Annotated in this window: 22 protein-coding genes and 1 pseudogene; 12 read left to right on the top strand and 11 right to left on the bottom strand. The window is 36.1% G+C overall.

Annotated elements, in window-relative coordinates:
• Positions 1 to 56 precede the first annotated feature (56 nt).
• Together AC3IRX_RS03940 and AC3IRX_RS03935 are read right to left on the bottom strand one after the other, a co-directional pair.
• Entirely contained in the window at positions 57 to 668 is a 612-nt protein-coding gene (locus AC3IRX_RS03940) for a YdeI/OmpD-associated family protein (RefSeq protein WP_489211165.1), read from the bottom strand.
• A gap of 38 nt (positions 669 to 706) precedes the next feature.
• Positions 707 to 1,936 (bottom strand): dicarboxylate/amino acid:cation symporter, encoded by a 1,230-nt coding sequence (locus AC3IRX_RS03935; protein ID WP_489211164.1) that lies wholly within the window; start codon positions 1,934 to 1,936, stop codon positions 707 to 709.
• A gap of 72 nt (positions 1,937 to 2,008) precedes the next feature.
• Here AC3IRX_RS03935 and AC3IRX_RS03930 point away from each other — a divergent pair.
• The 7 genes and pseudogenes from AC3IRX_RS03930 to AC3IRX_RS03900 form a co-directional block, all read left to right on the top strand.
• Positions 2,009 to 2,125: pseudogene (locus AC3IRX_RS03930) on the top strand (DnaJ domain-containing protein); the annotation flags it as partial.
• A gap of 117 nt (positions 2,126 to 2,242) precedes the next feature.
• Complete coding sequence (locus tag AC3IRX_RS03925; protein ID WP_489211163.1) at positions 2,243 to 2,650, top strand: Fur family transcriptional regulator; 408 nt, start codon at positions 2,243 to 2,245, stop codon at positions 2,648 to 2,650.
• A 59-nt stretch (positions 2,651 to 2,709) separates the two neighbouring features.
• Complete coding sequence (locus AC3IRX_RS03920; RefSeq protein ID WP_489211162.1) at positions 2,710 to 3,036, top strand: DUF6660 family protein; 327 nt, start codon at positions 2,710 to 2,712, stop codon at positions 3,034 to 3,036.
• A 234-nt stretch (positions 3,037 to 3,270) separates the two neighbouring features.
• Entirely contained in the window at positions 3,271 to 7,638 is a 4,368-nt protein-coding gene (locus AC3IRX_RS03915; protein ID WP_489211161.1) for a CusA/CzcA family heavy metal efflux RND transporter, read from the top strand.
• A gap of 6 nt (positions 7,639 to 7,644) precedes the next feature.
• Entirely contained in the window at positions 7,645 to 8,931 is a 1,287-nt protein-coding gene (locus AC3IRX_RS03910; RefSeq protein WP_229941499.1) for an efflux RND transporter periplasmic adaptor subunit, read from the top strand.
• An 11-nt stretch (positions 8,932 to 8,942) separates the two neighbouring features.
• A complete protein-coding gene (locus AC3IRX_RS03905) occupies positions 8,943 to 9,542 on the top strand; it encodes a methyltransferase family protein (RefSeq protein ID WP_489211160.1) in 600 nt (199 codons plus the stop codon).
• Positions 9,542 to 11,578: a heavy metal translocating P-type ATPase gene (locus AC3IRX_RS03900; RefSeq protein WP_489211159.1), complete on the top strand. Its 2,037-nt coding sequence runs from the start codon at positions 9,542 to 9,544 to the stop codon at positions 11,576 to 11,578. Before AC3IRX_RS03905 ends, AC3IRX_RS03900 begins: the two co-directional genes overlap by 1 nt.
• 115 nt (positions 11,579 to 11,693) lie before the next feature.
• Here the strand turns inward: AC3IRX_RS03900 and AC3IRX_RS03895 are convergent, their stop codons facing one another.
• The 6 genes from AC3IRX_RS03895 to AC3IRX_RS03870 form a co-directional block, all read right to left on the bottom strand.
• Entirely contained in the window at positions 11,694 to 12,197 is a 504-nt protein-coding gene (locus AC3IRX_RS03895; RefSeq protein ID WP_088263539.1) for a hypothetical protein, read from the bottom strand.
• A gap of 4 nt (positions 12,198 to 12,201) precedes the next feature.
• A complete protein-coding gene (locus tag AC3IRX_RS03890) occupies positions 12,202 to 13,128 on the bottom strand; it encodes a relaxase/mobilization nuclease domain-containing protein (protein ID WP_489211158.1) in 927 nt (308 codons plus the stop codon).
• A gap of 10 nt (positions 13,129 to 13,138) precedes the next feature.
• Positions 13,139 to 13,435: a plasmid mobilization protein gene (locus AC3IRX_RS03885; protein ID WP_312820259.1), complete on the bottom strand. Its 297-nt coding sequence runs from the start codon at positions 13,433 to 13,435 to the stop codon at positions 13,139 to 13,141.
• A 144-nt stretch (positions 13,436 to 13,579) separates the two neighbouring features.
• Positions 13,580 to 14,476 carry a DUF6371 domain-containing protein gene (locus AC3IRX_RS03880; protein ID WP_489211157.1) on the bottom strand — a complete coding sequence of 299 codons (897 nt, stop codon included), beginning with the start codon at positions 14,474 to 14,476 and terminating at the stop codon, positions 13,580 to 13,582.
• Between the two features lie 220 nt (positions 14,477 to 14,696).
• Positions 14,697 to 16,073, bottom strand: coding sequence for a DUF3987 domain-containing protein (locus tag AC3IRX_RS03875; RefSeq protein WP_489211156.1), 1,377 nt, complete (start codon positions 16,071 to 16,073; stop codon positions 14,697 to 14,699).
• Positions 16,074 to 16,083: 10 nt separating this feature from the next.
• Positions 16,084 to 16,386, bottom strand: coding sequence for a DUF3853 family protein (locus tag AC3IRX_RS03870; protein ID WP_312820262.1), 303 nt, complete (start codon positions 16,384 to 16,386; stop codon positions 16,084 to 16,086).
• A gap of 317 nt (positions 16,387 to 16,703) precedes the next feature.
• Here AC3IRX_RS03870 and AC3IRX_RS03865 point away from each other — a divergent pair, with 317 nt between their 5' ends.
• Entirely contained in the window at positions 16,704 to 17,906 is a 1,203-nt protein-coding gene (locus tag AC3IRX_RS03865) for an IS256 family transposase (RefSeq protein WP_489208805.1), read from the top strand.
• A gap of 117 nt (positions 17,907 to 18,023) precedes the next feature.
• The gene (locus AC3IRX_RS03860; protein WP_489208805.1) at positions 18,024 to 19,226 is read left to right on the top strand and encodes an IS256 family transposase; all 1,203 of its coding nucleotides are present in this window, start codon (positions 18,024 to 18,026) and stop codon (positions 19,224 to 19,226) included.
• Between the two features lie 146 nt (positions 19,227 to 19,372).
• Here AC3IRX_RS03860 and AC3IRX_RS03855 read toward each other — a convergent pair whose 3' ends face one another.
• Together AC3IRX_RS03855 and AC3IRX_RS03850 are read right to left on the bottom strand one after the other, a co-directional pair.
• Positions 19,373 to 20,332 (bottom strand): hypothetical protein, encoded by a 960-nt coding sequence (locus tag AC3IRX_RS03855; RefSeq protein ID WP_489211154.1) that lies wholly within the window; start codon positions 20,330 to 20,332, stop codon positions 19,373 to 19,375.
• Between the two features lie 3 nt (positions 20,333 to 20,335).
• Positions 20,336 to 21,655: a site-specific integrase gene (locus AC3IRX_RS03850; RefSeq protein WP_489211153.1), complete on the bottom strand. Its 1,320-nt coding sequence runs from the start codon at positions 21,653 to 21,655 to the stop codon at positions 20,336 to 20,338.
• 158 nt (positions 21,656 to 21,813) lie between these two features.
• Between AC3IRX_RS03850 and AC3IRX_RS03845 the strand changes: the two genes are divergently transcribed.
• From AC3IRX_RS03845 to AC3IRX_RS03835, 3 genes are read left to right on the top strand one after another with little or no spacing between them, the layout of a single operon-like run.
• On the top strand, positions 21,814 to 22,629 hold the full coding sequence (locus AC3IRX_RS03845; RefSeq protein WP_489211152.1) for a DnaJ C-terminal domain-containing protein: 816 nt from the start codon (positions 21,814 to 21,816) through the stop codon (positions 22,627 to 22,629).
• 10 nt (positions 22,630 to 22,639) lie between these two features.
• Positions 22,640 to 22,921 (top strand): chaperone modulator CbpM, encoded by a 282-nt coding sequence (locus AC3IRX_RS03840; RefSeq protein WP_489211150.1) that lies wholly within the window; start codon positions 22,640 to 22,642, stop codon positions 22,919 to 22,921.
• Positions 22,922 to 22,975: 54 nt separating this feature from the next.
• Positions 22,976 to 23,947, top strand: a complete 972-nt coding sequence (locus AC3IRX_RS03835; RefSeq protein ID WP_489211149.1) for a YpdA family putative bacillithiol disulfide reductase — start codon at positions 22,976 to 22,978, stop codon at positions 23,945 to 23,947.
• On the opposite strand, the gene AC3IRX_RS03830 is transcribed toward AC3IRX_RS03835, so the two are convergent.
• Positions 23,944 to 25,971: a TonB-dependent receptor gene (locus AC3IRX_RS03830; RefSeq protein WP_489211148.1), complete on the bottom strand. Its 2,028-nt coding sequence runs from the start codon at positions 25,969 to 25,971 to the stop codon at positions 23,944 to 23,946. The genes AC3IRX_RS03835 and AC3IRX_RS03830 overlap by 4 nt on opposite strands.
• Positions 25,972 to 26,001: the final 30 nt, after the last annotated feature.

The following is a 26,001-nucleotide window of genomic DNA, read 5'->3' as shown; positions in this document are numbered from 1 at the left end:
AGACTTGTTTTGCGATGCAGAACAAAGCTGCAAAAAAAGCAAAGCCTAAAAGAAAGTTATTTCTTTTTGCGTGCGTAGTCTTCGTTGTGTCCTTTTCCTTTTAAGATTTCTGGATAGGCCTTCTGCAGTCGATCTAGTCGGGTCTTTTCCTGTTTGGCGGAGCCAATGTGCAAAAGCCAAGTACGAATTCTTCCGGGTGTAAGAGACTCAAAGGCCTCTTTGAACTTAGGGTCCTTTTCAAGTAGATCTAGAATTTCTTGTGGGTAGGCTTGAGGGGTGAGAGGCTCCTTCTTAACAGAGAGTCCTTTGTCTTCAGCAATCAGCATGGCTGCTATGGCTTTTCTAATTTCTTCTTCCCGATCTAGAACGCTGGAAAGATCCGTGAATTTAATAACCCGCGCACTTCTGGAGTTTTCTCCTGGTTTTTCTAACAAGTCGTCAAAACCTTCTAATACCGCTCCCTTAAAGAAACTAAGAACGCAGTAGTATTTGAATTGTCCAATGATAAAGAGGTTCGCTCCTTTGTAGGTATAGCAGGGCTGATACCATTTTTTCTCCTCCCTAAGATCAAAGGACAGAAGGATTTCTCTTAGCTTTTTTGCCACTTGCAGAAAAGGGCCTTCTTTTTTAAAGTAGGATTCTAATTCGGGATTGGGCATGGATTTCATAAAAAAAAGGATTTTAATTGGGGAGACCTAGGTTTGGATTACGAATCGACCGAGGGCTCATTAAATTTCTCACCCGAGAGCCTCGTGGTGAGCATGGCGGCTACCGTGTCCCCGGTGGAGTTTAAGACGGTCGCTAAGGGATCCACAAGAGTTCCGATAATCATGACCGCAGGAATGGCTTCTTGTGGCAATTGATACACAGAAATCATAAGCATTTCCCCTATGTAGCCTCCATTGGGAATGCCTCCTGCCACCATGGAGACGAAAATCGTAATTCCTACGGCTAACAGTAGGTTCAAAGGATCAAAGAAATCTTCTCCAATAATTAGAAAGGCCACATAAATCTTAATAATTGAGGACATGGAGGATCCGTTTTTATGAAGGGTGCTTCCAATCGGAATCACAAGGTTTGCCACGGAATCGGGTACCCCGATTTTGGCAGCCGCTTGCAAATTCGCAGGCATGGTCGCAAAAGAGCTACACGTACTTAAGGCTGTGATTGAGGGGTAAATGTTGTTTTTCCAAAAGAGTTTGATTCCGCTTGTTCCTTTGGCCAAAAAGGCATAAAGGGAGAAGAAGACAAAAAAGTAAACAATACCAGCTACGTAATAGAGTCCTAAAGGGCGCGCGTAAAAGCCAAAGAGTTCGGGACCTACAGTGGCTACTTGATAGGCAAAATACGCTCCTAGTCCAATAGGGGCTAGTTTCATAACAATGAGTAGAAGTTCTTTCATGACTTCGTAGCCGGAGGCTACAAAGCGTTGAAAAACGACTCCATTATCGCCTGCTTTCCGGATGGCGGAGCCTAACAGAAAGGCAAAGATTAAAAGCGCTAGCATGTGTTGGCGAGAGAACAGGGCAGTGAATTCTCCTACGGTGAAGAACTCTACAATTCGATCCCCCCAATTCCCCTCCGTAGGAAGAGTGGAGGCGTAATTGGGATCGGTGATGCCGACCGCCTCGGTTGGGAAAAGAGTCACAGCGCCAATAGTAAATAAGGCCGCAATCACGATAAATAGCAAAAAGCTGAAGATCATGGAAAAAAGGATCCTTGAGAACTTTCCACTTTGCGCAACACTAGAGATGGAATTGGCTACAGCAAAAAAGACCAGAGGGACGACACTTACGAAGAGTAAGTTCAAAAAAATATCCCCAACCGGTTTTAAGTACACAACGAATTCAGGCCAAAAAAGACCTAGAAAACTGCCTAGTAAAATCCCTAAAATTAACAGAAGCAGATTGGAATAGTTCCGAAAGAGTTCGATCACAAGCTTTAAATTTAACCAAAGATAAAGTATTTTCTCGTTTGAATTTGTACCTTTAAAGAGTAATTGATTCTTATGGCACACACCAATTATTATGAAATTCTAGGCGTAAAACCCTCCGCCACTGCAGAGGAAATAAAAAAAGCCTACCGAAAACTTGCAAGAAAATACCATCCTCTCTACAATTTCAACTGATTATCAAATACTTATGATAAATACAGCCAAAAATACAGCCAAAACTATATAGTTTTGGCTGTTTGTTTTTTATGATACTGTGTGAGGTTTTAAAAATAAATATTTGGGGACTTTATGAAAAACGAAGAAACTATTTTACAGCAAAGAAATATTAAACCCACAGCAATGCGTTTATTGGTGGTAGAAAAATTGCTGAAACAACAATATGCTATCAGTCATAAAGAGTTAGCAGAACAGTTTGAAAATGCCGATAATGTTACGCTATTCAGAACGCTGAAAACTTTTTTAGAGCACAAACTTATCCATACTATTGACGACGGAACAGGAGTTGTAAAATATGCACTTTGTCAATCGGGTTGCAATTGCAAACCTTCAGAACAGCATACGCATTTTCATTGCTCCCAGTGCCAGCGAACTTTTTGTCTTACCGATACCGAAATTCCAAACATCAATATTCCACTAAATTTTAAATTAGAAGGCATCAATTTGGTACTCAAAGGACGGTTTGACAGATGCAACTAAAATACTATGAAACTTTGCAATCCGATTGCAAAGTTTATTTTTCTATATTTGCACTATAAATGAGATGGATAATCACAATATTGACTTTTTACCTGATGGTACTTTTTTCATTGCCTTGTAGCGATGGAAGTAATCAGTGTGAAGATACCATTCCTAAAATTGAAACCGTTCAATCTCACGACCACAACAAAGATAGCGATGACAATTGCGGTCCTTTTTGTTATTGCAATTGTTGTAGTATAAGTATTACTACTTACCATTTCAAACCTTTTGAAATCAAGCAACCTAAACCCACTCTTGTTGTTAAAAAAATTACACTTCGTGATTTTACTTTAATTTCCTTCTACTCAGGAAGTATTTGGCATCCTCCCAAATTTACTGTTTAATTTTTTCAGATTTTCTTAATGCTATTGATGGTTTGTTGCAAGCCTCAGTAATTGTATGCCTTTTATTGGCTTTATGGTACTGTTAGCGTGTTCGTGTTATGTATTTTCTATGAATGTTTGTTTATAGAAATAATTACAGGCATTATCCACTTCATCCAATAGTTATTTGATTATCTGTTGGCTTCTTATGACAAGAGGCAATAATTTATTTATCAAAAATTAAAACAGATATACGTGTTAGATAACATTATAAAATTTAGTATTCAGAACAAGCTTGTCATTGGTATAATGACCTTGTTACTCATCATTTGGGGAGTGTGGAGTGCCACAAAACTACCCATTGATGCCGTACCCGATATTACTAATAATCAGGTGCAAATAATTACGGTTTGCCCTACGTTGGCAGGGCAAGAAGTAGAACAATTAGTAACCTTCCCTATTGAACAAAGCATTGCCAATATTCCAGATATAGAAGAAACAAGGAGTATTTCAAGATTTGGCTTATCGGTAATTACAGTAGTATTTAAAGATAAAGTAGACATTTATTTTGCCCGTCAGCTTATCAATGAAAAACTAAAAGAAGCAGAGGAAAATATACCTAAAGGTATTGGCAAGCCAGAACTTGCACCAGTAAGTACCGGATTGGGAGAAGTCTATCAATACATCATCCATCCGAAAAAAGGCAGTGAAAAAAAATACAATGCAAAAGACCTACGCACAATGCAGGATTGGATTGTAGCAAGACAATTATATGGAACTCCCGGAATTGCCGAAGTAAATAGTTTTGGTGGCGAACTGAAACAATATGAAGTAGCAGTAAATCCCAATCGCTTAAAAGCTATGGGGGTAAGTGTTACCGACATTTTTACCGCATTAGAAAAAAACAATCAAAATACTGGTGGTGCATATATCGACAAAAAACCAAACGCTTATTTCATCCGAGGTATCGGTTTGGTAACTTCATTGGATGATGTAAAAAATATCAGTGTAAAAAATGATGGCGGCAGTATTCCCATTTTTATAAAAGACGTAGCAGATGTACGTTTCGGAAGTGCTGTAAGATACGGAGCAATGACCTACAACGGCGAAGTAGATGCAGTTGGCGGTGTGGTAATGATGTTGAAAGGCGAGAACAGCAATGAGGTGGTAAATCGCATCAAAGAAAAATTACCTATTATTCAAAAATCCTTACCCGAAGATGTAATTATTGAACCCTATTTAGACCGTACAGATTTGGTTGACAGAGCTATGAGTACCGTTGAAAAGAACCTGATAGAAGGCGCACTGATTGTCATTTTTGTATTGGTGCTTTTCTTAGGAAATTTTAGGGCAGGATTGATTGTAGCATCCGCTATTCCTTTGGCGATGTTGTTTGCATTGGCTTTAATGAATGTGTTTGGCGTAAGTGCCAATTTAATGAGTTTGGGAGCAATAGATTTTGGATTAATTGTAGATGGTGCGGTAATTATTGTAGAAGCTACATTGCATCATTTAGGTTTAAGGAAATCTACACAAAGGCTCACACAGCAAGAAATGGATAATGAAGTATTTACCTCAGCTTCCAAAATTCGTAATAGTGCAGCCTTTGGTGAAATCATTATCCTTATAGTTTATATTCCTATTCTTACATTGGTAGGTGTAGAAGGTAAAATGTTCCGTCCTATGGCACAAACAGTAGGTTTTGCAATATTCGGAGCATTGATATTATCTTTAACATATATCCCGATGATGTGCGCTTTGTTCCTATCTAAAAAGCCGATGCTCAAAGAAACTATTTCGGATAAGATGATGAATTGGCTACAAAAAATATATCAGCCATTATTAGAAAAAGCCATCAAAATAAAATACTGGTTAGTAGGAATTACCGTTGGTATATTTGTCTTTACGCTATTTTTATTTGGAAGAATGGGTGGCGAATTTATACCACAATTACAGGAAGGAGATTTTGCCTTCCATTGTATTTTACCACAAGGCAGTTCATTGAGCCAGAGTATAGAAACCTCTATGCAAGCTTCAAGAATTATTAAAGAATTTGATGAAGTAAAAATGGTAGTAGGTAAAACTGGAGCGGCAGAAGTGCCAACGGATCCAATGCCACCCGAAGCTACTGATATGATGATATTGCTAAAGCCTCAAAGCGAATGGAAAAGTGGCAGAAGTTATGATGAATTGGGAGATGCTATCAATGAAAAATTAGAAGCAATACCTGGTGTGTTCTTTGAAAAAAATCAGCCAATACAAATGCGTTTTAATGAGTTGATGACAGGTATTAGGCAAGATGTAGCAGTAAAAATATTTGGAGAAAATTTAGATACGCTTGCCTTGAATGCTGATAAGGTTAGTAAAATTATACAAACAGTAGAAGGTGCTACATCTCCACAAGTAGAACGTGTGAGTGGTTTACCGCAAATAAATATAGAATACGACCGTACACGTTTAGCCAATTATGGGATAACGGTAGAAGATGTAAACAATGTAGTAAGCACTGCATTTGCAGGAAAAAGTGCTGGTGTAGTATATGAAAACGAAAGAAGATTTGAACTGGTAGTTCGGTTGGATAGTGTTTACCGTAACAGTATCGAAGATGTAAACAATTTGATGATACCAACTTCAACTGGTAATCAAATTCCGCTTTCGCAAGTAGCAACTATTGATTACAAATTAGGACCGGCACAGATAAGCCGTGAAGCAGGAAAACGTAGAATTGTAATCGGGTTCAACGTTGCAGGCAGGGATGTACAAAGTGTGGTAGAAGAAATTCAGCAAAAATTAAATACACAGGTAAAATTACCACCGGGCTACTATTTCACGTATGGCGGTCAATTTGAAAACTTGCAGGAAGCCAGTAACCGATTAATGATAGCCGTTCCGGTTTCTTTGTTATTGATTTTTGTATTGCTCTATTTCACGTTCCGTTCCTTTAAACAGGCAGGCTTAATATTTACAGCTATCCCAATGAGTGCGATCGGTGGTATATTGGCTTTATTACTTCGTGGTATGCCGTTCAGCATCAGTGCAGGAATTGGATTTATTGCTTTGTTTGGTGTAGCAGTTCTCAACGGAATTGTATTGATAGGTACTTTCAACCAATTGGAAAAAGAAGGCGTAAAAGACGTATTTAAACGAGTAATAGAAGGAACTAAAATCCGATTGCGACCAGTATTGATGACGGCAACAGTTGCCAGTTTAGGATTTTTACCAATGGCATTGAGTAGTAGTGCAGGTGCTGAAGTTCAAAAACCTTTAGCAACGGTGGTTATCGGTGGTTTAATTACCGCAACTTTCCTTACCCTATTTGTACTGCCATTACTCTATATCATTTTCAATTCAAAAATTAAATTAAAAAGAAAGCCACAAGTGAAACCCATTGTAACCATCATTGTATTGCTTTTATCAACGGTAGGCTTTACAGCAAATGCACAGACAAAAAGTTTAACTAACGTTGACGATGCGATAAATATTGCACTTCAAAATAATCAAACCTTAAAAGCTTCAGATTTAGAAATTGATGCCAGCAAAGCTTTGAAAAAAACTGCTGGAGAATTACCAAAACTTGATTTTAATGCACAATTAGGGCAATATAGCAGTACCAAATTCGACCAGTCTTTTCAGGTGTCACAAACCATTCCGTTTCCATCATTATTTGGAGCTAAAAAGCAACTGATTAATGCCGAAATAAAAGGTAAAGAATTGCAAAAAAACCTTACGGTATTGGAGTTAAAAAATCAAGTACGTACTTATTATTATCAAATTTTGTACTTGCAACACAATGAAAAACAGTTACAACAATTGGATAGTTTGTACAATGATTTTATCAAAATTGCACAACTTCGATACAAAACTGGCGACACCAAAAAAGTGGACATCAGCACAGCGGAAGCCAAGAAAGGCGAAATCAATTTATTGCTGAAACAAAACGGAGTATTCCTAAGCAATGCAGTTGCCAATCTAAAAACATTGATGAACACAAAAGACGATTTTGCCATTGCAGAAAACGGCAATTTTCAGCCTTTGCAAATTTCTAATTTGTTGGGTGATGAAGCTGTAGCCAATCATCCTGCCATTCAATCTTTGTATCAAGATGCCGTTATTGCAGAGCAAACAAAAAAGGTAGAACGTTCGCAAGGCTTACCCGATTTTACCATTGGTTATGTCAATCAGTCTTTAATTGGTTTTCAAAATGTAAACGGAGCAGAGAAATTTTTTAATGGTGGAAACCGATTTAGTTCTGTAAACATTGGTATTGCTATTCCCATCACTTATGGTGCTACCAAAGCCAGAATAAAATCTTTAGATTACAGAAAACAAGCAGCCGAAGCCAATGCACAGCAACAGCAAAAAACATTGGCTACGCAAATGCAAAATGCCTTGCAACAATATCAGCAAGACATACAGCAATTCAATTATTTTGAGAAAGAAGCATTGCCAAATGCCAAGGAAATTGTATCAGCAGCACAATTGGGTTACAGAACAGGCGAAATCAGTTATGTAGAATATCTTTTTGCGCTGCAAACTGCCACCGATATTCAGTTGAATTACTTGAAAAGTATTCAGCAGGTAAACCAATCCGTAATCAATATTTATTCATTCATTAATCAATAAGCAAAAATGAAATTCAATATAAATAAAATCACGTCTATCACAGCGATAATTGTTTTAATATTTACTTTTTCCGCGTGTAAAAACGATAAACAAAAAGAGGGTCAGGCTACAGAAGCAAAAGCAACCGAAAAAGCTGAAGCTCCTCACGAAGAAGAAACGCCAACCATTGCCACACTTACCGAAGAACAAATAAAAACGGTAGGCATACAATTAGGCGTAATAGAGCAAAAAGAATTAACGGCAACCATCCGAGCAAATGGTTTGCTGAAAGTTCCCAATAACAACAAAGCCAACGCAACTTCTTTGTATGGTGGTGTAATAAAAACACTGAACGTACAAATTGGAGATTATGTAAAAAAAGGACAAGTAATAGCCACTATTGCCAATCCGCAGTTTATACAATTGCAGGAAGAATATTTGAGTACTGCAAGCAGAATAACTTTTGCAGAACAAGAGTTAGCAAGACAAAAAGAATTGAACGAAGGCAATGCAGGTGCTAAGAAAAATCTACAAAGTGCCACAGCCGAACTCAATAGTTTACGTACCAGAAGAGCTTCCTTACAACAACAGATACAATTAATGGGCATCAATCCAGGTTCTGTTTCAAATGGTAATCTAAAATCAGCATTGGTTGTAACCAGTCCTTTGAATGGTACGGTTAGTAACGTTTTCGCTAAAATAGGAAGCTATGTAGATGTTTCTTCACCTGTTATAGAAATTGTAGATAACAGTTCCTTGCATTTGGATTTGAATGTTTTTGAAAAAGATTTGCCGATGCTCAAAGTAGGGCAAACTATTCATTTTAGAATAACCAACAATGCAGTAGAAGACTATAATGCTAAAATATTTGCAATAGGCTCATCTTTTGAAAACGAAAGCAAAACAATTGCCGCTCACGCCGTGGTACAAGGCAATAAAACAGGACTTATAGACGGAATGAATGTTACTGCCATTGTAAGTCTTAATAATGTAACAACTTCGGCTGTACCGAATGATGCCATTGTAAATGCCGATGGAAAATACTATATTTTTGTACAAACCAATAAAAAAGCAGAAGAACATCACGAAGAAGGCGAAGAAGAAGGCGGTCATAAAGAGGAAGAAGAAAAAGACCATAAGGAAGATAAAACCAGCAAGAATTTTGAAAAAGTGGAAGTGTTTAAAGGCGTATCTGATATGGGTTATACCGCAGTATCTTTTGTAAATGAAATTCCTGCCGATGCAAAAATTGTGGTAAAAGGAGCATTCTTTGTAAACGCAAAACTGAGCAATACAGGTGGGCACGGACATTAAAAATAGGAACTATGATTTGGTTAAAATTTTATTTGCCTTTGTATTTGGTGTTGTATATGACGGTAGCATTTGTGCTACCGTCATACCGCACCTATAAGCAAACAGGCATCAATCCGATAACATTTGGCAAAACGGATAACGCACACGATTACATCGGTTTTGTAATGAAAATATTGATAGCCTTGCTTTTTATAGCGGTATTCATTTATTCATTCAGCGATAAAGCATATCAGTATTTAGTACCCATTTCTTATTTAATGAAAGAAGTGTTTATGATAGTTGGATTAATCTTGATACATCTTTCACTACTCTGGATTTCGGTAGCTCAATATCAAATGAGCAACAGTTGGCGTATTGGTATAGATGAAAATAATAAAACCGAATTAATAACAAAAGGCTTATTTTCTTATAGCCGAAACCCGATATTCTTAGGAATGATAATCAGCGTTACCGGAATATTTTTCATACTGCCCAATGCAATTACATTTTTCCTGATGCTATCCACTTACATCGTTATCCAAATTGAGATAAGATTGGAAGAAAATTTTTTAGAAAAACAACACGGACAAGAATATTTATCCTATAAACAAACTACTAAAAGATTACTATAATGGAACACAAACATAAATATGATGCACAAGGCAAACAGCTTTGTTGCACACCTCAAGAAGAAAAAATATATACCGATGCCGATGCTAAAATGCTATTGGAAAAACATCACGACGATGATGGACACAACCACGAACACACCGATGATGACGGTCATAACCACGGAAGTACCGATAAATCTACCTTTCAAATGTTTTTACCTGCTATCATCAGTTTCGTATTTTTGATGATAGCCATTGCTTTCGATAATTGGTTGCCGCAATCTTGGTTTACAGGTTGGATAAGAATTGTTTGGTATGTAGTAGCGTATGCACCAGTTGGATTACCCGTAATTAAAGAAGCATTTGAAAGCATCAGAAAAGGCGATGTATTTTCAGAATTTTTATTAATGAGCATTGCAACCATCGGAGCTTTTGCCATTGGCGAATACCCTGAAGGTGTTGCCGTAATGTTGTTTTATGCCGTTGGCGAAGTATTCCAAACATTGGCAGTAACAAGAGCGAAAGCTAACATTAAAACGTTGCTCGATCAAAGACCAGATGAAGTAACTATTTTAGAAAATAATCAAGCTAAAACCATAAAAGCAGAAACCGCAAGTATTGGCAATATCATTCAATTAAAACCCGGAGAAAAATTAGGACTAGATGGAGAATTATTATCCGAAACCGCTTCATTCAATACAGCAGCACTTACAGGAGAAAGTAAGCCAGATACCAAAACCAAAGGCGAAACCGTATTGGCAGGAATGATAAACCTAACAACCGTTGCACAGGTAAAAGTAACCACTGCTTATACCGATAGCAAGCTTTCTAAAATTTTAGAATTGGTACAAAATGCCACCGCACAAAAAGCACCAACAGAATTATTCATCCGCAAGTTTGCAAAAATCTACACCCCGATTGTTGTGTTGTTGGCAGTGCTAATTACAATAGTTCCATACTTTTTTGTGAGCAATTATGAATTTAGTCAATGGTTGTACAGAGCATTGGTATTCTTAGTTATTTCTTGCCCTTGTGCTTTGGTCATCAGTATTCCGTTAGGTTATTTTGGTGGAATTGGTGCAGCTTCCAAAAATGGTGTTTTGTTTAAAGGAAGTAACTTTTTAGATGTAATTGCCAGTATTCAAAATGTAGTAATGGACAAAACTGGTACAATGACCGAGGGCGTTTTCAAAGTACAAGAAGTGGTATTAAAACCGGATTTTAATAAAGAGGAAATCCTGAAAATGGTAAATGCTTTAGAAAGTCAAAGTACACATCCGGTTGCTACCGCTATCCATCAATATGTAGGTGAAATTGATAGCTCGATAAAGTTAGAAAATACAGAAGAAATTGCAGGTCACGGTTTGAAAGCCAATGTAAACGGAAAAGAATTATTGGTAGGAAATTTTAAATTGATGGATAAATTCAACATCAATTATGATTTAGACCCGACCACAATTGTTTACACCCTAATTGCCATTGCTTACGATGGGAAATTTGCAGGATATATTACCATTGCCGACAGCATCAAAGAAGATGCACAGCTTACAATTGACAAACTGAAAGCATTAGGCGTAAAAACCACAATGTTGAGCGGAGACAAAAGCACCGTAGTAAAATTTGTTGCAGATAAATTAGGAATTAATAATGCTTTTGGCGATTTATTACCCGAAGACAAAGTAAATAAAGTAAAAGAAATAAAAGCCCAAAATGAAACCGTAGCCTTCGTAGGCGATGGCGTGAACGACGCACCAGTAGTAGCTTTGAGCGACGTAGGTATTGCAATGGGCGGTTTAGGAAGCGACGCCACCATAGAAACTGCCGATGTGGTTATTCAGGATGATAAGCCCAGCAAAATCCCTATGGCAATCAACATAGGTAAGCAAACCAAGAAAATCGTATGGCAAAATATCATTTTAGCATTTGCAGTAAAAGCAATTGTTTTAGTACTCGGAGCAGGTGGATTAGCCACAATGTGGGAAGCCGTTTTTGCCGATGTTGGCGTTGCTTTATTGGCAATTTTAAATGCTGTGAGGATACAGAGAATGAAATTTTAAACACCTATAGCATTTCAAATATTTGGTTGTCAATTAAGTATTGTTGTTGTAATCTGTTAAAATGTGGGAAAATCCATTGGTTTGCGCTGGCTGATTTTTCCATATTTTAATAGATTTATTTTTTATCATTTTCTGGGTTCTGTTTAGCTTCAAGCCATTTTTCATACTTCTCGGTAAGATTTTTTTCTTTCAGATAAGTATTTCTTCGATGAGCTTCTTTTGAATAGAATTTCATTTCATTTTCAGCATACTTTTTTTCGTGATATTGATTAATTCCAAATGATAAAAAAGCGACACACAAACAAAATAGAATCGTTAAAGAACCGTAAAAATACAATTGCTGTTTTCCTTCTTTTTTAACAGAATCTTTAATTTGATTGTTATGTTTTTCAGAAATACGAGTTAATTCATTTATTTGTTTTTCAAATATTTGACTGATTTCTTTTATTACTTCTTTCAGTGGTTCAAATTCAACTTTAAGAGATGTTTTTTTAATCTCTTCCAATTTCCCATCTACAGTTGTAATTATTTTCTCGTTCAAATCAAATTTTTCAATTGCTTTGTCAAGCTTCTCTGCAAAAAGCTCCATTACATCTTGGGTTCTTATTTTTTGTGCCATATAATTATCTTCTAAATGTACTACGTTCTATTATTTTTCTTTCAATTTTATCAACAATTTTGGTTTCAGATGTTTTAGATTCTAGCAATATTTTATTTTGAAGAGCAATCATTTCTAATTCTTTTTTAAAATTTTGAATGCTTTTTTGATTTAATTCGTGCATTGGATTACTCAAATTGAAATTATCATCCTGAAAAAACAAACCAGAATCTAAAAGTTTTTTCAGTCCCATATTTCGGTGAACATCGCTCGCTTTCATTTCTGTTTGACTTTCCATATCTCTCACCCGAAAACCTTGTAAATCACCTTGCTTATTGATTGTAGGAATGAATTTTATTTCCTTTTTCAGCATTTCTGATAAGTATTTTTCCATCGTGTTTGGCTTTGTTGCCATTACGTTCAGATGTTTTCGAAACATTTCTTTCCTTAAATTCTTAGAATCAAATTCGAAACTTTCGGAAGCTCTTATTTTATCAATTCTCATTTGTTTTGCAGATACTAATTCATTTTTTTCTGCAACTCTGTGCGCTGCCCATTGCGCTTTCTTCCCAATATGATGGTCTTTCAACAATTTACCTTTTTCATCTACTCTGTTTAAAAGGATGTGAATGTGACGATGGCGTTTTTCTGTGTGCATAAAAGCAATAAATTGAGATTGATTGGTATCAATTTCTAATTCTTTTAAAAATTCTTTTGTGAGATTCTGCAACTGCTTTTTACTCAATTTTTCACCATCAGCTACATGCGGAGAAAGAACCATAGAAATGAGTTTATTGGTTGCGTTTTGATTTAGATTTTGCAGAATTTTCATTTCTTGAAAAAGTTCAATAGGTGTTTCGCCACAAAGATTATTTCGCAATATTTCTATTCCTTTTTGGTCATCAATTACATAATTAAAAAGTGAAAAACCACCGATGCAAGATTTTGCCATGCCTATCATTTTACTTAAATTTTTCTAGATGATTTTTTATTATTCTCGAAGTTTCAAGCATTTCATTTTTCATTCCTGTAACATCTCCAAGTTTAAATAAATTGGAAATTCTCCGGAAATTATCAGCGTATTTTGAGAGGGTTTTATAGCCTTCAATTTCATCTTCCGTCAACGTATTTTTTAGTTCCAATTCTAAGGAAAGTCTTCGGAAAAATTCCGACATTGAGAGACCTGTTTTTCTAATTTTTTTCTGAATAATTTGATGTTCGAGAGATGAAACTCTGAACCTTAAAACTTTATTTTTCATATTCTTTTAATTTTAAAATTGTGAAGCAATTTTCCCTTTTTTGACCAATCGGGAGAAAAAGCGAGATGCCGATTAGACTCAAAAGCGTCAGATTTTGTAGCTCTATCGGCACATCTCGATGTAAAACCTGTTTTACTCATCTTTTCATAGGTTTATCATAAAGAAATCTGCAATGTCAATTCCTTCTCTTTTTTGTTCGGGTTTTGCTTGTTTTTCTAATAAATCTGATATATAAATATCGAATCCTTTCGCATTCAATTCGACCGCTTTTTTTTTCCATTCGTGATAGGTTGTAAATCCATTTTTTTGAATTTCACAATCAGGATATGCAATGATTTTTCTGTGTTTAATTGGCTCTAATTTTTTCTGTTTAAACTCACCTTTTGCACCACAAGACAACCATAAAAATTCTGGAAATATCACACTCATTATGCATGCTGTTTTTTCTGATTCTACTAAAGCAATTATACTTGATTCATCTTCTATGATTAAATGCAATCCGAACAAACATTGTGATAAATTAAAATCTGAAATTGTATTTTCCCTCTTCAAAAATTGATGCATCCATGTAATATATTTTGTTCGCTTTCCTGATGCAAAATATTGGATTACTTTTCCTGCTCTTACTTTTTTAAGTTCATCAAGTTGCCAAAAAACAGTTCCAAAATTAAATTCGGGAAGCGTTCCAATATTGTATCTCTTTTGAACTTCACTAGCTTTTTGATTGCCAAGTAAAAATCTTAAATATTTCAGGAAATTATTATCATTCCTCATTGATATTTCCATCAAATCATTTTTATGAAACGAAGGACAAAACTCATTAGTAAAATGATCTACCACCGTTGAACTTTTACAATTTTTAAAACCATCTTTTGATGGATGATAAAAATAATCACACTTTGATTCTCTATCACATCTACCATAATTTTCCATGATTTTACTTGTTTCCGTATCAATGAAAATCACAAATGATAACTTACCGCAACTGGGACATTTGTATTTCTTTGAACTAGGATCTAATTTATATCTGTATTTAATCATGTCTGCACTTTTTACATTTTCTGCACTATCCTTTATTCATCGGTGATTGACGTGTGTTTTATTTGCACTTTCGTTGCACTTTCTGCACTTTGAAAAAAATTGATTTTGCACTTCTTACACTTTATTGCATTTTAAATTATCATTAAATGTTTGATATTCAGTATTTTAAAACTCAAAGTGCAATAGTGCAAATAGTGCAGTAGGAGATTGATAATAACCTCTAAAAAACTTGTTTTTCATAAATCCCATGAGCGATTTTTTTAAAGAGTTTTTCATCTTTTAAAAAGTTTTTGAAACTTCTAATTTTCATCGAATCTTCTTTAGAAATTATTTCTATTCCTTCTCCTGTTTTAAAATGTTGCGGGAGTTTGTCGAATACATTTTTTTGTATTTCTGTGAGTGAGTCATAGTAAGTATTATCAATGATTTCAAAAACACGGACTGCATTTTCAAAAAAATAATCTCTTAACTTAATTGCAGATTTTAAAGTTTTCAAAGAAATATTCTTAAGTTTCTGATCATTGCAAACTGAATGAATCACTTCAATTAAAATTGAAAACCTCAATACGTATTGCTGCAATTTTACCGACACGCCTCTTTGATATTCGAAATCAAAATCGTGTTTTTGGCTATTCTGCCATCGGTATAAATATTCTTTTGCATCAGGTTGAAATTCCAGTACAGTTTCTGAATTCTCGGCTAGATTATAAATTTTGCTTATAAATTCTGAATACCATTCTATATATTTCTCATCTAAATCCAGATCGTTCCATTTATTATCCACATATTTATGCGGCAACACAAAAAGAAGACGATCTATAAAACCATTTTTCATTTTATTGGATTGAAAAACACTAGATAATATACCTTCCTGCATGGTTCCGATAATATCTACTTTTGTATTATCCACTCTCATTTCATCGCCAGAAATTCTATTTTTAATGATAGGTTTTCCACTCCAAGCAGATAAATAGGATTCTTCCTCACTTCCCTTTCGATATTGATTAAAAGAATTAAAGAAACCTGCAATCTCATCAGTGTATAAACCAATTCCTCTAGGATTAAAATAATGTGCTTTAACAAATGCTTCTGGCGTAAAATCGTTCAGCAATAATTGGCTAAGAACTGGAACTGTACTTTTAGACTTTTCTTCAACTGGTAATTGTTCAAATTCCTTTTTCTTGATGATATATTGTTCGAAATTCTCTTTATCCAATTTCATTAAAGGATTAAGACAGAACGAAACCGAATGGCTTTTTACATCACCTGTTCTACCGACGAGAACCATATATAAATTCGATTTTTCCAGCCAACTGTTTTTTACTTTCAGTTGGATTCGATTTCCCATCGAAACCGAAACCGCATATAAAATTGAGGCTGAAGTATAATCTGGAGAAAAATTTAATGTTGTTTCTAATTCTCTCATTAATTTCTGCATTATCTGAGGAAAGATACTTCCCGGAAATATGTTTTTTCCTGAAACAAGTTTGAAATCTTCTCTTATTCCGTTGAAAATATGAATATTTTCATTATCGTTGTTTGAGTGAAAAAATGATGTGCCTTTTTGATATCCGTCGGGTAATCGGTCGTTTTCCATTTGCGCCATCTTACATGTTGTTTTTAATTAGACTTAAAGCCAATTCAACATCAACCATGATAGAACGTCCCTCCTGAATTATAGCTTCATCAATAATTCCTCTTTTTTTTATGCGATTTGCTTTTGCAATACTGCAATTGAGAAGATTTGCAATTCCACGGATTCCATAAACATATTTTTTATTTAAGGAGTTTTCAGAAATTGAAACTATTTGTTGATCTTGAACCGTACTTCTACTCTGTTCATTTAATGCCAAAAATTCTTGACCTGTCATTTGCCAGATTGGCTTTTCTAAAAGATTTTCGATTTTCATTTTGAATTTTATTTAAAGTTTAATAATTAATATGCCCGTTCTTAACATTGCAAATAGACATAAAATTCGAAATGGAGAAAAATGGAAATAAAAAAAATATCAATAATTTAATACTGATATTCAATGCTATATAAAATAAAAAATAAAAATAAAATGCAAAAAAATGTAAAAGGACTTTATGAGGTCATTTGCATCTATTTTAGGTAGTGTTTCACTAACTGTGTAAGTTGAAAAGTTATTCTGAAAAATTTTGAGTCCTTAAAAACTCAAAACTTTTTCGGAAATAACTTTTTACTATTTTTAAACTTTATACAGTTATGATTGACAAAGAAGAATTATTAAACAACAAGGATTTTTACAAATCCTTCAAGAACAGCGAAGATCTTACCTCGTTCTTCAAAACAATGCACAAACGAGCCGTAGAACATATGCTCGAAGCAGAACTAGATGACCATCTAGATACTAATAAACATCAGAAAACGAAAGACGGCAACTATCGCAATGGTCATCAGAGTAAGAAGATAAAAACCTCTTTTGGCGAAGATGAAATTAAAGTTCCGCGTGATCGACAAAGTACTTTTGAGCCGATGATAGTTCCCAAAAGGCACAATATTATTGATGGTTTAGAAAATATTATAATATCATTTTACGCCAAAGGAATGAGTGTGAGTGATATTGAAGAACAAATCAAGGACATGTATGATTTTGATGTCTCAACCTCAACAATCTCCAGGATCACCAATGCTGTTTCCAGTGAAATTGTCGCTTGGCAAAATCGACCTTTAGAGGATTTATACCTTATTGTTTGGATGGATGGAATCGTTTTTAAAGTTCGTGAGAACTCTAAAGTCATCAATAAAACCATCTATCTTGCTGTGGGTCTGCGACGTGACGGAAAGAAAGAAGTTCTAGGAATGTGGCTAGGGAAGAGTGAAAGCTCCAGTTTTTGGATGAGCGTGTTAACCGATATGAAAGCACGTGGCGTGGAAGACATACTTATCACTGCAACGGATAACCTTAATGGATTCACCCAGACTATTCGCAGTGTGTTCCCCCAATCGCAAACTCAAATTTGCGTAGTTCATCAAATTAGAAATGCTTGCAAATATGTGGTTTGGAAGGACAGGAAAGCCTTTACTTCCGATATGAAACATATCTACAACGCACCCACAAAACAAGCCGCAGAAGCCGCTTTAAATGATTTTGCAGAAAAATGGGAATCTAAATATTCCTATGCAATTAAGTCCTGGAGAGATAATTGGGATGAATTAACCGTGTTTTTTGAATTCCCTGTTGAAATCCGAAAAATCATTTACACCACAAATTTAATCGAAAATCTCAATGGAAAAATAAGAAAATACACCAAAAATAAAATGTCCTTTCCTACGGATGATGCAGTTTTAAAGTCAGTTTTCCTCGCCTTAAGAGAAGCAACAAAAAAATGGACAATGCCTATTAGAGATTGGGGTATCGTACTCAATCAATTTATGCTTATATTTGAAGATAGGCTTAAATTATAAATGGTAGTGTTTCACTAACTGTGTAAGTTGAAAAGTTATTCTGAAAAATTTTGAGTCCTTAAAAACTCAAAACTTTTTCGGAAATAACTTTTTACTATTTTTAAACTTTATACAGTTATGATTGACAAAGAAGAATTATTAAACAACAAGGATTTTTACAAATCCTTCAAGAACAGCGAAGATCTTACCTCGTTCTTCAAAACAATGCACAAACGAGCCGTAGAACATATGCTCGAAGCAGAACTAGATGACCATCTAGATACTAATAAACATCAGAAAACGAAAGACGGCAACTATCGCAATGGTCATCAGAGTAAGAAGATAAAAACCTCTTTTGGCGAAGATGAAATTAAAGTTCCGCGTGATCGACAAAGTACTTTTGAGCCGATGATAGTTCCCAAAAGGCACAATATTATTGATGGTTTAGAAAATATTATAATATCATTTTACGCCAAAGGAATGAGTGTGAGTGATATTGAAGAACAAATCAAGGACATGTATGATTTTGATGTCTCAACCTCAACAATCTCCAGGATCACCAATGCTGTTTCCAGTGAAATTGTCGCTTGGCAAAATCGACCTTTAGAGGATTTATACCTTATTGTTTGGATGGATGGAATCGTTTTTAAAGTTCGTGAGAACTCTAAAGTCATCAATAAAACCATCTATCTTGCTGTGGGTCTGCGACGTGACGGAAAGAAAGAAGTTCTAGGAATGTGGCTAGGGAAGAGTGAAAGCTCCAGTTTTTGGATGAGCGTGTTAACCGATATGAAAGCACGTGGCGTGGAAGACATACTTATCACTGCAACGGATAACCTTAATGGATTCACCCAGACTATTCGCAGTGTGTTCCCCCAATCGCAAACTCAAATTTGCGTAGTTCATCAAATTAGAAATGCTTGCAAATATGTGGTTTGGAAGGACAGGAAAGCCTTTACTTCCGATATGAAACATATCTACAACGCACCCACAAAACAAGCCGCAGAAGCCGCTTTAAATGATTTTGCAGAAAAATGGGAATCTAAATATTCCTATGCAATTAAGTCCTGGAGAGATAATTGGGATGAATTAACCGTGTTTTTTGAATTCCCTGTTGAAATCCGAAAAATCATTTACACCACAAATTTAATCGAAAATCTCAATGGAAAAATAAGAAAATACACCAAAAATAAAATGTCCTTTCCTACGGATGATGCAGTTTTAAAGTCAGTTTTCCTCGCCTTAAGAGAAGCAACAAAAAAATGGACAATGCCTATTAGAGATTGGGGTATCGTACTCAATCAATTTATGCTTATATTTGAAGATAGGCTTAAATTATAAATCTCAAGCCAATACTTTTCAACTTACACACTTTTTGGGATAGTGTCTTATAAATCTCAAGCCAATACTTTTCAACTTACACACTTTTTGGGATAGTGTCCTATTTTATTAGAGAAGAATAAATTTCAAGACTCTCTGCGACTATTTTAACTCTTGAGACTTTCAAAATATTTGCTTATTTTAAAATCAATTTCTTCATGATCTTTAGTTTTTAAGTGATCTTGGTTAACAGTCTTTATTTTATCATAATTTTGGATTTGAAAACATTCTACAATCGTCTTCTCCCATATTTCTTTTTTAGTGTCAACAATAAATGCTTTCAATTTGTTTATTGAATAAGCAATATATTTATCCTTACTCGGATTTTTTTCGAGAGTAAGCACCTTATTTAATGTAATCTGATTATAAAATTCTGGAAGAGAAACAGTTTTCAATAGACTCATTTTTATTAAAATTGAATAGGCTAATTCTATGGAATCCTCATCCTTAAATATAATTTGGGAAAAAGTATTTGAGTTGGAAAGTCGTAGTATCCATTTGTTTATAATGTCCATTTTTTCTAGAAATGGACTGAAACTGAAATAAAGAATATTAGAATTATTTTCAAAAAACTCATCTCTTTCTTTTTGAACAATCTCAAGTTTTTGCTTCTGAAAATTGTATTCACTATTAGCAATTTCGAAATCCCTGGTCAAATTTTTCATCTCAACAGATTCTTCTAAATATTTCATACTCCACGATTCTAATTGCCTTTGCAGCAAACTATCTTCATTTCTGTACGACTCAAGTCGTTTGCTTTCAACCTCAATTTTGTGATCATAAGGAATTAGTAATTGTTCAAAAAAGACAGTTGCAGAAAACTCTTGTATTAAACTTTGACTATCGTTAAATTTCTTTTTAATCTCTGATATCAGTTCTTTATATTCACTTAAAAGAAGTGGAATATTTTCGCTTCGCAGCAAATCTTCATAAACTAGAGCATCATCTATTTTACAGAAAAATATGATATGGTCTAATAAACCCTTTGTAACATCACTTGTATTTCGAATTGTATTAAAACCAGTTGCTATTCTTTGTAGGAAGGCTAAATGTTCACTTGTTTTCATTTCCTAAAAATTTAATTTTTGCATCTCAATCGCTTTTGTTGAATCTGCAACTTCAATATATGGCTTCATCGATTTGTAATCTGAATGTCCTGTCCACTTCATTATAATTTGTAAACCAATACCTTTAGCAATGCATAAACACACGAAAGAACGCCTTCCAACATGACTACTTAAAAGTTCATACTTGGGTTTAGTTTCATCGTGTCTTTCATTACCTATGAAATATGTTTCTGTAATAGATTCATTTATTTCTGCTAACTGCCCAAGTTCCTTCAAATATTCATTCATATTTTGATTAGAAATAACCGGAAGTGCTTTATCATTTTGGAAAGGAATATCTTTATATTTATCAATAATATCCTGAGATGTTTTATTAAGTTCAATTACAAGGCTATCATTTGTTTTCAGAGTTGTAACATCAAATCTTCCATCTTTAATGTCTGATTTCTTCAATTTGTAAGCATCTGAATGGCGCAAACCAGAATAACAAAGGAAAAGAAAAACATCGCGAACGCGGTCTAAATATAATTTAGATTCAGGAATCTTAAAGTTTTTTATTTGCAAAATTTCAGATTCCGTTAAAAAAATGAGTTTCTTCTTTGCGATTTTAAGTTTTGGTTGAAAATCTTCAAATGATTTAATTTCTGTATATCCCTTTTTTACTGCATATCTCAAGAACCACTTAATATTTTCGATATATTTTTTGGTAGTTGTATTTCGAAGTTTTAATGTTTTGCTAAAAAAAGTTAGAACATTGCTTAATCCTTCCAAAGTTAAATCCTCAAATCTAAGTTTTGGATTAAACGCTTCCAAATGAGTTTTTAAAGTTTTTAACTTTGCATAAGTATCAGCTGTCCAATTATTAATTTTTCCATTATAGGAAGTGAATTCGTCAAACACTTTATAAAATGATATTTCTTCTTTAGACTCAACTTCTATTAATTCAACCTTTAATTTTTTTATTTTTTTTACTTCTACACCATCATTTTTTATCTTTTCATAAGCATCCTTGACCTCTTCAATAGTTGGTATCTGCTTTTTGATTTGACATTCGTAAAAGAACGACTGAATTGCAGATTTGTACTTGTCAATTTTTATGTTTATTTCTTCAGCAGTTTGTTCACTAGAATTTGTCCTACCAGAAATGACTTCCTTTTTTTCAGAATCCCAGTCAGAAATATTTATTCTGAAACCACTATAAAAATTTATTCTGTTAGATAAAAAGGTAAGACGAATAAATATTGGTGCGTTTTCATTAACAATTACACCTTTTTTTTTCCTTCTTTCTATATCAACTGTTATCTTTCTTTTAATGTTAATCATAAAAAATATTTACAGCCAAATTTACAGCCATTTTTTATGATATACAATGATATTTAAGAAATATCTTAAAATACAAAAACGCTAAAAACCCCTATTAAGAGGGAGAAATGACAATTAGAGACACTTAGAAATATCATAGATGAGAATCCCATCCGGATGTGAATCCTGGAGACAAAGTAGCGGAAGAAAAGTTCAAGCAATTGAACGAAGCGAATGAAGTCCTCTCGAATCCCGAGTACCGTAAAAAATACGATAAGTACGGGGAGAATTGGCAGCAGGGCGAGGCTTACGAAAAGGCTCAAAAGCAAAGCGGAGGCTATTCTTCTGGCGGAGGTTTTGGAGATTTCGGCGGATTTTCCCACGAAGGGGGTGGTTCAAGAGAAGAGTATTCGGATTTCTTCGAACAAATGTTTGGCGGAGCTGGAGGTGGATTTGACCGCCGTCAAAGGGGCAGCGCTTCGGGGAGATTCAAAGGAAGTGACTTGCATGGAGAAGTTTCTCTTTCCCTTCGACAAGCGGCGAAAGAACATCAAACTACGTTTGAGGTTGCGGGCAAAAAAGTCCGCATCACAGTGCCGGCAGGCGCGTACGATGGACTTCAAATTAAACTGAAAGGCTACGGTTCCCCGGGTCATCAAAACGGTCCCTCGGGAGACCTATACATTACCTTTACAGTTGAGAAAGATCCACAGTTTGTTTTAGAAGGTCACAATTTGAGACTAAGGATGCCCGTGGATCTCTATACAGCGGTACTAGGAGGAGAGCTTCGCGTTCCCACGTTGGAGGGAGAAGTCAATTTGAAGGTCAAACCTCTGACGCAAAACCTTTCCACAGTTCGCCTGAAAGGCAAAGGTTTTCCAGCGTATAAGAAAGAAGGAGTTTTTGGAGACTTACTCGTCACCTTAGAAGTTGAGCTTCCAAAGAGCCTTAGCACGGAAGAAAAAGAATTGTTTGAAAAATTAAGAACCCTTTAAAATAAGAGCAATGAAAAGCGATCGCATATCCAAAGAAGAGCTTATAAAGCTCTACCAAATCGAAGTGGAATTCTTTCAAGAATTAGAATCTTGCGGTCTTATCCAGACCCGCATCGAAAACGAGGTGACCTACCTCCTTTACGAGGAGCTCGGATCCTTTGAGCGTCTTTTGAACTTTCATTACGATCTAGAAGTAAACGTTCCAGGTCTTGAGATTATCACGCGGCTTTTGACGCAAATAGAATCTCTTCAATCCGAAAACAGAAGGCTAATGAATCGTAGCTCTTTTTAGTGCGTAGAGAGTGGGTAGTCTCTAATTTACAGAGAAAAGAAGTACCTTTGCTCTATGGAATTACTCGACGTACTAATTGTAGGAGCAGGTCCCATTGGGCTTTGCTGCGCACTGGAATCTGAGGCTCGCGGCCTTTCCTATCAAGTTATTGAAAAAGGAACCACGGTCAACTCTCTTTTCCATTATCCCCTTAACATGCAGTTTTTCTCCACGGCGGATAAACTAGAAATCGCAGGGGTACCCTTCATCTCCACAGGAGCTAAACCCGGAAGAAAAGATGCGCTCGAATACTATGGAGGCATCGAAAGAAACCGAAATCTAAAAGTCAATCACTACGAAAAAGTAGAGGCCATCCTTAAAAAAGAGTCCTATTTTGAGGTGCAAACCTCTAAAGCTACCTATACAGCGCGCCATGTCATTCTTGCTACAGGGTTTTATGACATCCCAAATCGAATGAACGTACAAGGCGAAGACCTTCCCAAAGTAAAACATTATTACACCGAGCCGTACGGCTATACTCGGCAAAAGGTGGTTGTGGTCGGATCGAGCAACTCAGCTATTGACGTAGCCCTTGAAACTTACCGAAAGGGAGCCGATGTGACCCTTATTGTACGAGGAAAAGAGATTTCCTCTCGAGTGAAATATTGGGTGAAACCCGATATTGAAAATCGGATTGCAGAGGGTAGTATTAAGGCATATTTCAATTCTAGAATCCTAGGAATCAAAAAAGAAAGTGTAGTTTTTGAAAATGGGCAGGGAGAAAAAATAGAAATTCCAAATGATTTTGTTCTAGCTATGACAGGCTATTTACCTGATTTTCAATTTCTAGAATCGGTAGGGGTGCAGCTTACAGGACCCAATCTAAATCCGATTTACAATCCCGAAACCATGGAGACCAATGTGGAGAATCTCTTTTTAGCAGGCGTGGTTTGCGGAGGGAAAGACACGCATCTCTGGTTTATCGAGAACTCACGCGTGCACGCAAGTCTTATTCTTAGTGCGATTGAAAAGAGGAGGTCCTCTTAAAAGTAGGCTTTGATCCCCATTTGAAAACCTTTAGGCGGAGCTGGATTGTAATAACGCCCTCCAAAGGCGTTAATGTCGTAGCCTAGACTTTGTTTGGTGCCATAAAGGTTCGGGAGGTTAAAAAAGACTTCGGCATTGGATTTATCAAGTTTAAAACGATACTGCAGTCGCAGTTGACCAAGCAAACTAGCGCTTTCTTCTACCGTGTTTTGAGAGTTTAGGTATTGGGAGGAGCGGTAGTAGTTCGAGAAGTGAACTCCAACATTGTCAAAGAGATCAAAACTTAGAAGCGAAGAAAGGCTCGTAGAGGGCACACCAGGAATCCGTTTGTCTTGAAGCATGGCTTCCGAATCCTTCGAACTTGATTGAAAGGTAAAATCATAGAGGCTTCCTGATCCATAGAACTGAACATTCCGAAGGAGGCCCATAGAAAAAGGGCGCGTCTCTAGAGAAAATTCAAACCCTTTTTGCTTTTGTGCTCCTTCGTTAAGAAAGTAATCTTCCCCCTTTTCATTTTGTCTTTTCACAATAGCCTCTTTTAAATCCAGTTCAAAGTAGGAAAGATCGACAAACAAAAAAGAGCCTATTGCTTTGCGAAGGCCAATTTCTTTGTTCCAACCGTACTCTGAACGAAGGGAAGAGCTAATCTCTTGGTCTGAACTTCGAATCTCCTCTAAAGTAGGCGAGGAGCTCCCCTTGGAGAGTTTAGCTCGAAGCGAGAGATCCTTATCAAATAAATAGAGTGCACTAAGGGAAGGAAGAAGTTCTGTCGAGGGAGACTTTGCACCTGTGCTCTTTTCCGGGTAAAGGGAGGTCCATCCTAAAGAAATTGCATTCCAACTTAAAGCCCCCTCTAAGACCAATCTATTATTATAAGTCATTTTTTGCGAGGTGAATAGAAAGCCGCTTCGAGCCGACAATTCATCAAAATTTTGAGCCTCACCGACCTTGCCTTGTAGGTTGTCATAGTTTTGAACGGTGCTTTGGTTGCTTGCTGCCTCAAGTCCTAATCTACTTTCATAGGTCCAATTCTCCCATAGTTTTTCATAGGTGAAATAGGTTCTTGCTGCAAACTGCCTTTCGTAGCGTTTTTCATAGTTGGTGATAAACGGATTTCTTAAATCCGAATAGCCCCCTTGAATGAGTGCAAAATGGCTTAAGTTCGAGGAAAGTTTTGTGCGGTGTGAGATACCAAAAAGAGCACTCTTTGTCAAAATACCTGCGTTTTGCTCTTTTGATCCGGGGAGGGTCGGGGTGCTGGGCCTCGCCCCTTTCGGGTTTTCTAAAACTTGCGAAAGGGTAAGCCCTCCGGGTGTTTGATAGGAGAGATCACTTAATAAGAGCAGGAGTCCTAGTTCGCTTCCTTCCTTGTAACGTACTCGGTCCTTTAAAAGGATACTGGCCCTTGAAAAGCGACTTTGCTCGCGGTAATTGTCGGCTCTGGAATACCCTTGAAGTAGGGTGAGAGCATGTTTTCCGAAGGTTTTTGAAAAGGAAAGGTTTTGGGAGAACGCCCCGTAACTTCCTATGGAGAGTCCCACCTGGTTCTTCGTTTTGGTGTGAAGTACAGCCGTTCCTCCTGTGGTCGCTCCAAAATCTCCCGCTTCAGGCCCTTTGTAAAGAGCCATGGACTCTATAAAGGTGGGATCAATACTGTTTAGATTGCTAGATCCGCTGGCCTCCGTAAGAATGAATTCATCCAAATAAATCTTGACGTTTCGAACGCCAAAGGGACTCCTTAGACTGCTGCCTCGAAGAGCAAGTCGGTAGCTTCCTGGAGAGCGCTGCTCTAAAGAAGCGCCTGGAAGTAAATTGACGGACTCTAAGAGTCGATCCGGTGGGTTTTGTCCTAAGAATCTTTCACCGCTAAGGGCAAAAGACTTGGTGGAAGTCATTTGGGAAATAGGCTTTTGGTACGCATCGAGCGTGATTTCTTCCAAAACGGTTAGCGTGTCTTTCTTTTGCGCTAGGGCAAGGAGAGGACATAAGGTGAGAAGGCTGAAAAGAAACTTGGATTTTACCATAAAGACTAAGACTCAAGCGCACTAAAATAC

Source organism: Epilithonimonas sp. KH_059 (assembly GCF_057838485.1).
The sequence above is the reverse complement of the archived record's forward strand: the minus strand, read 5'-3'. Positions and strand labels throughout refer to the sequence as shown.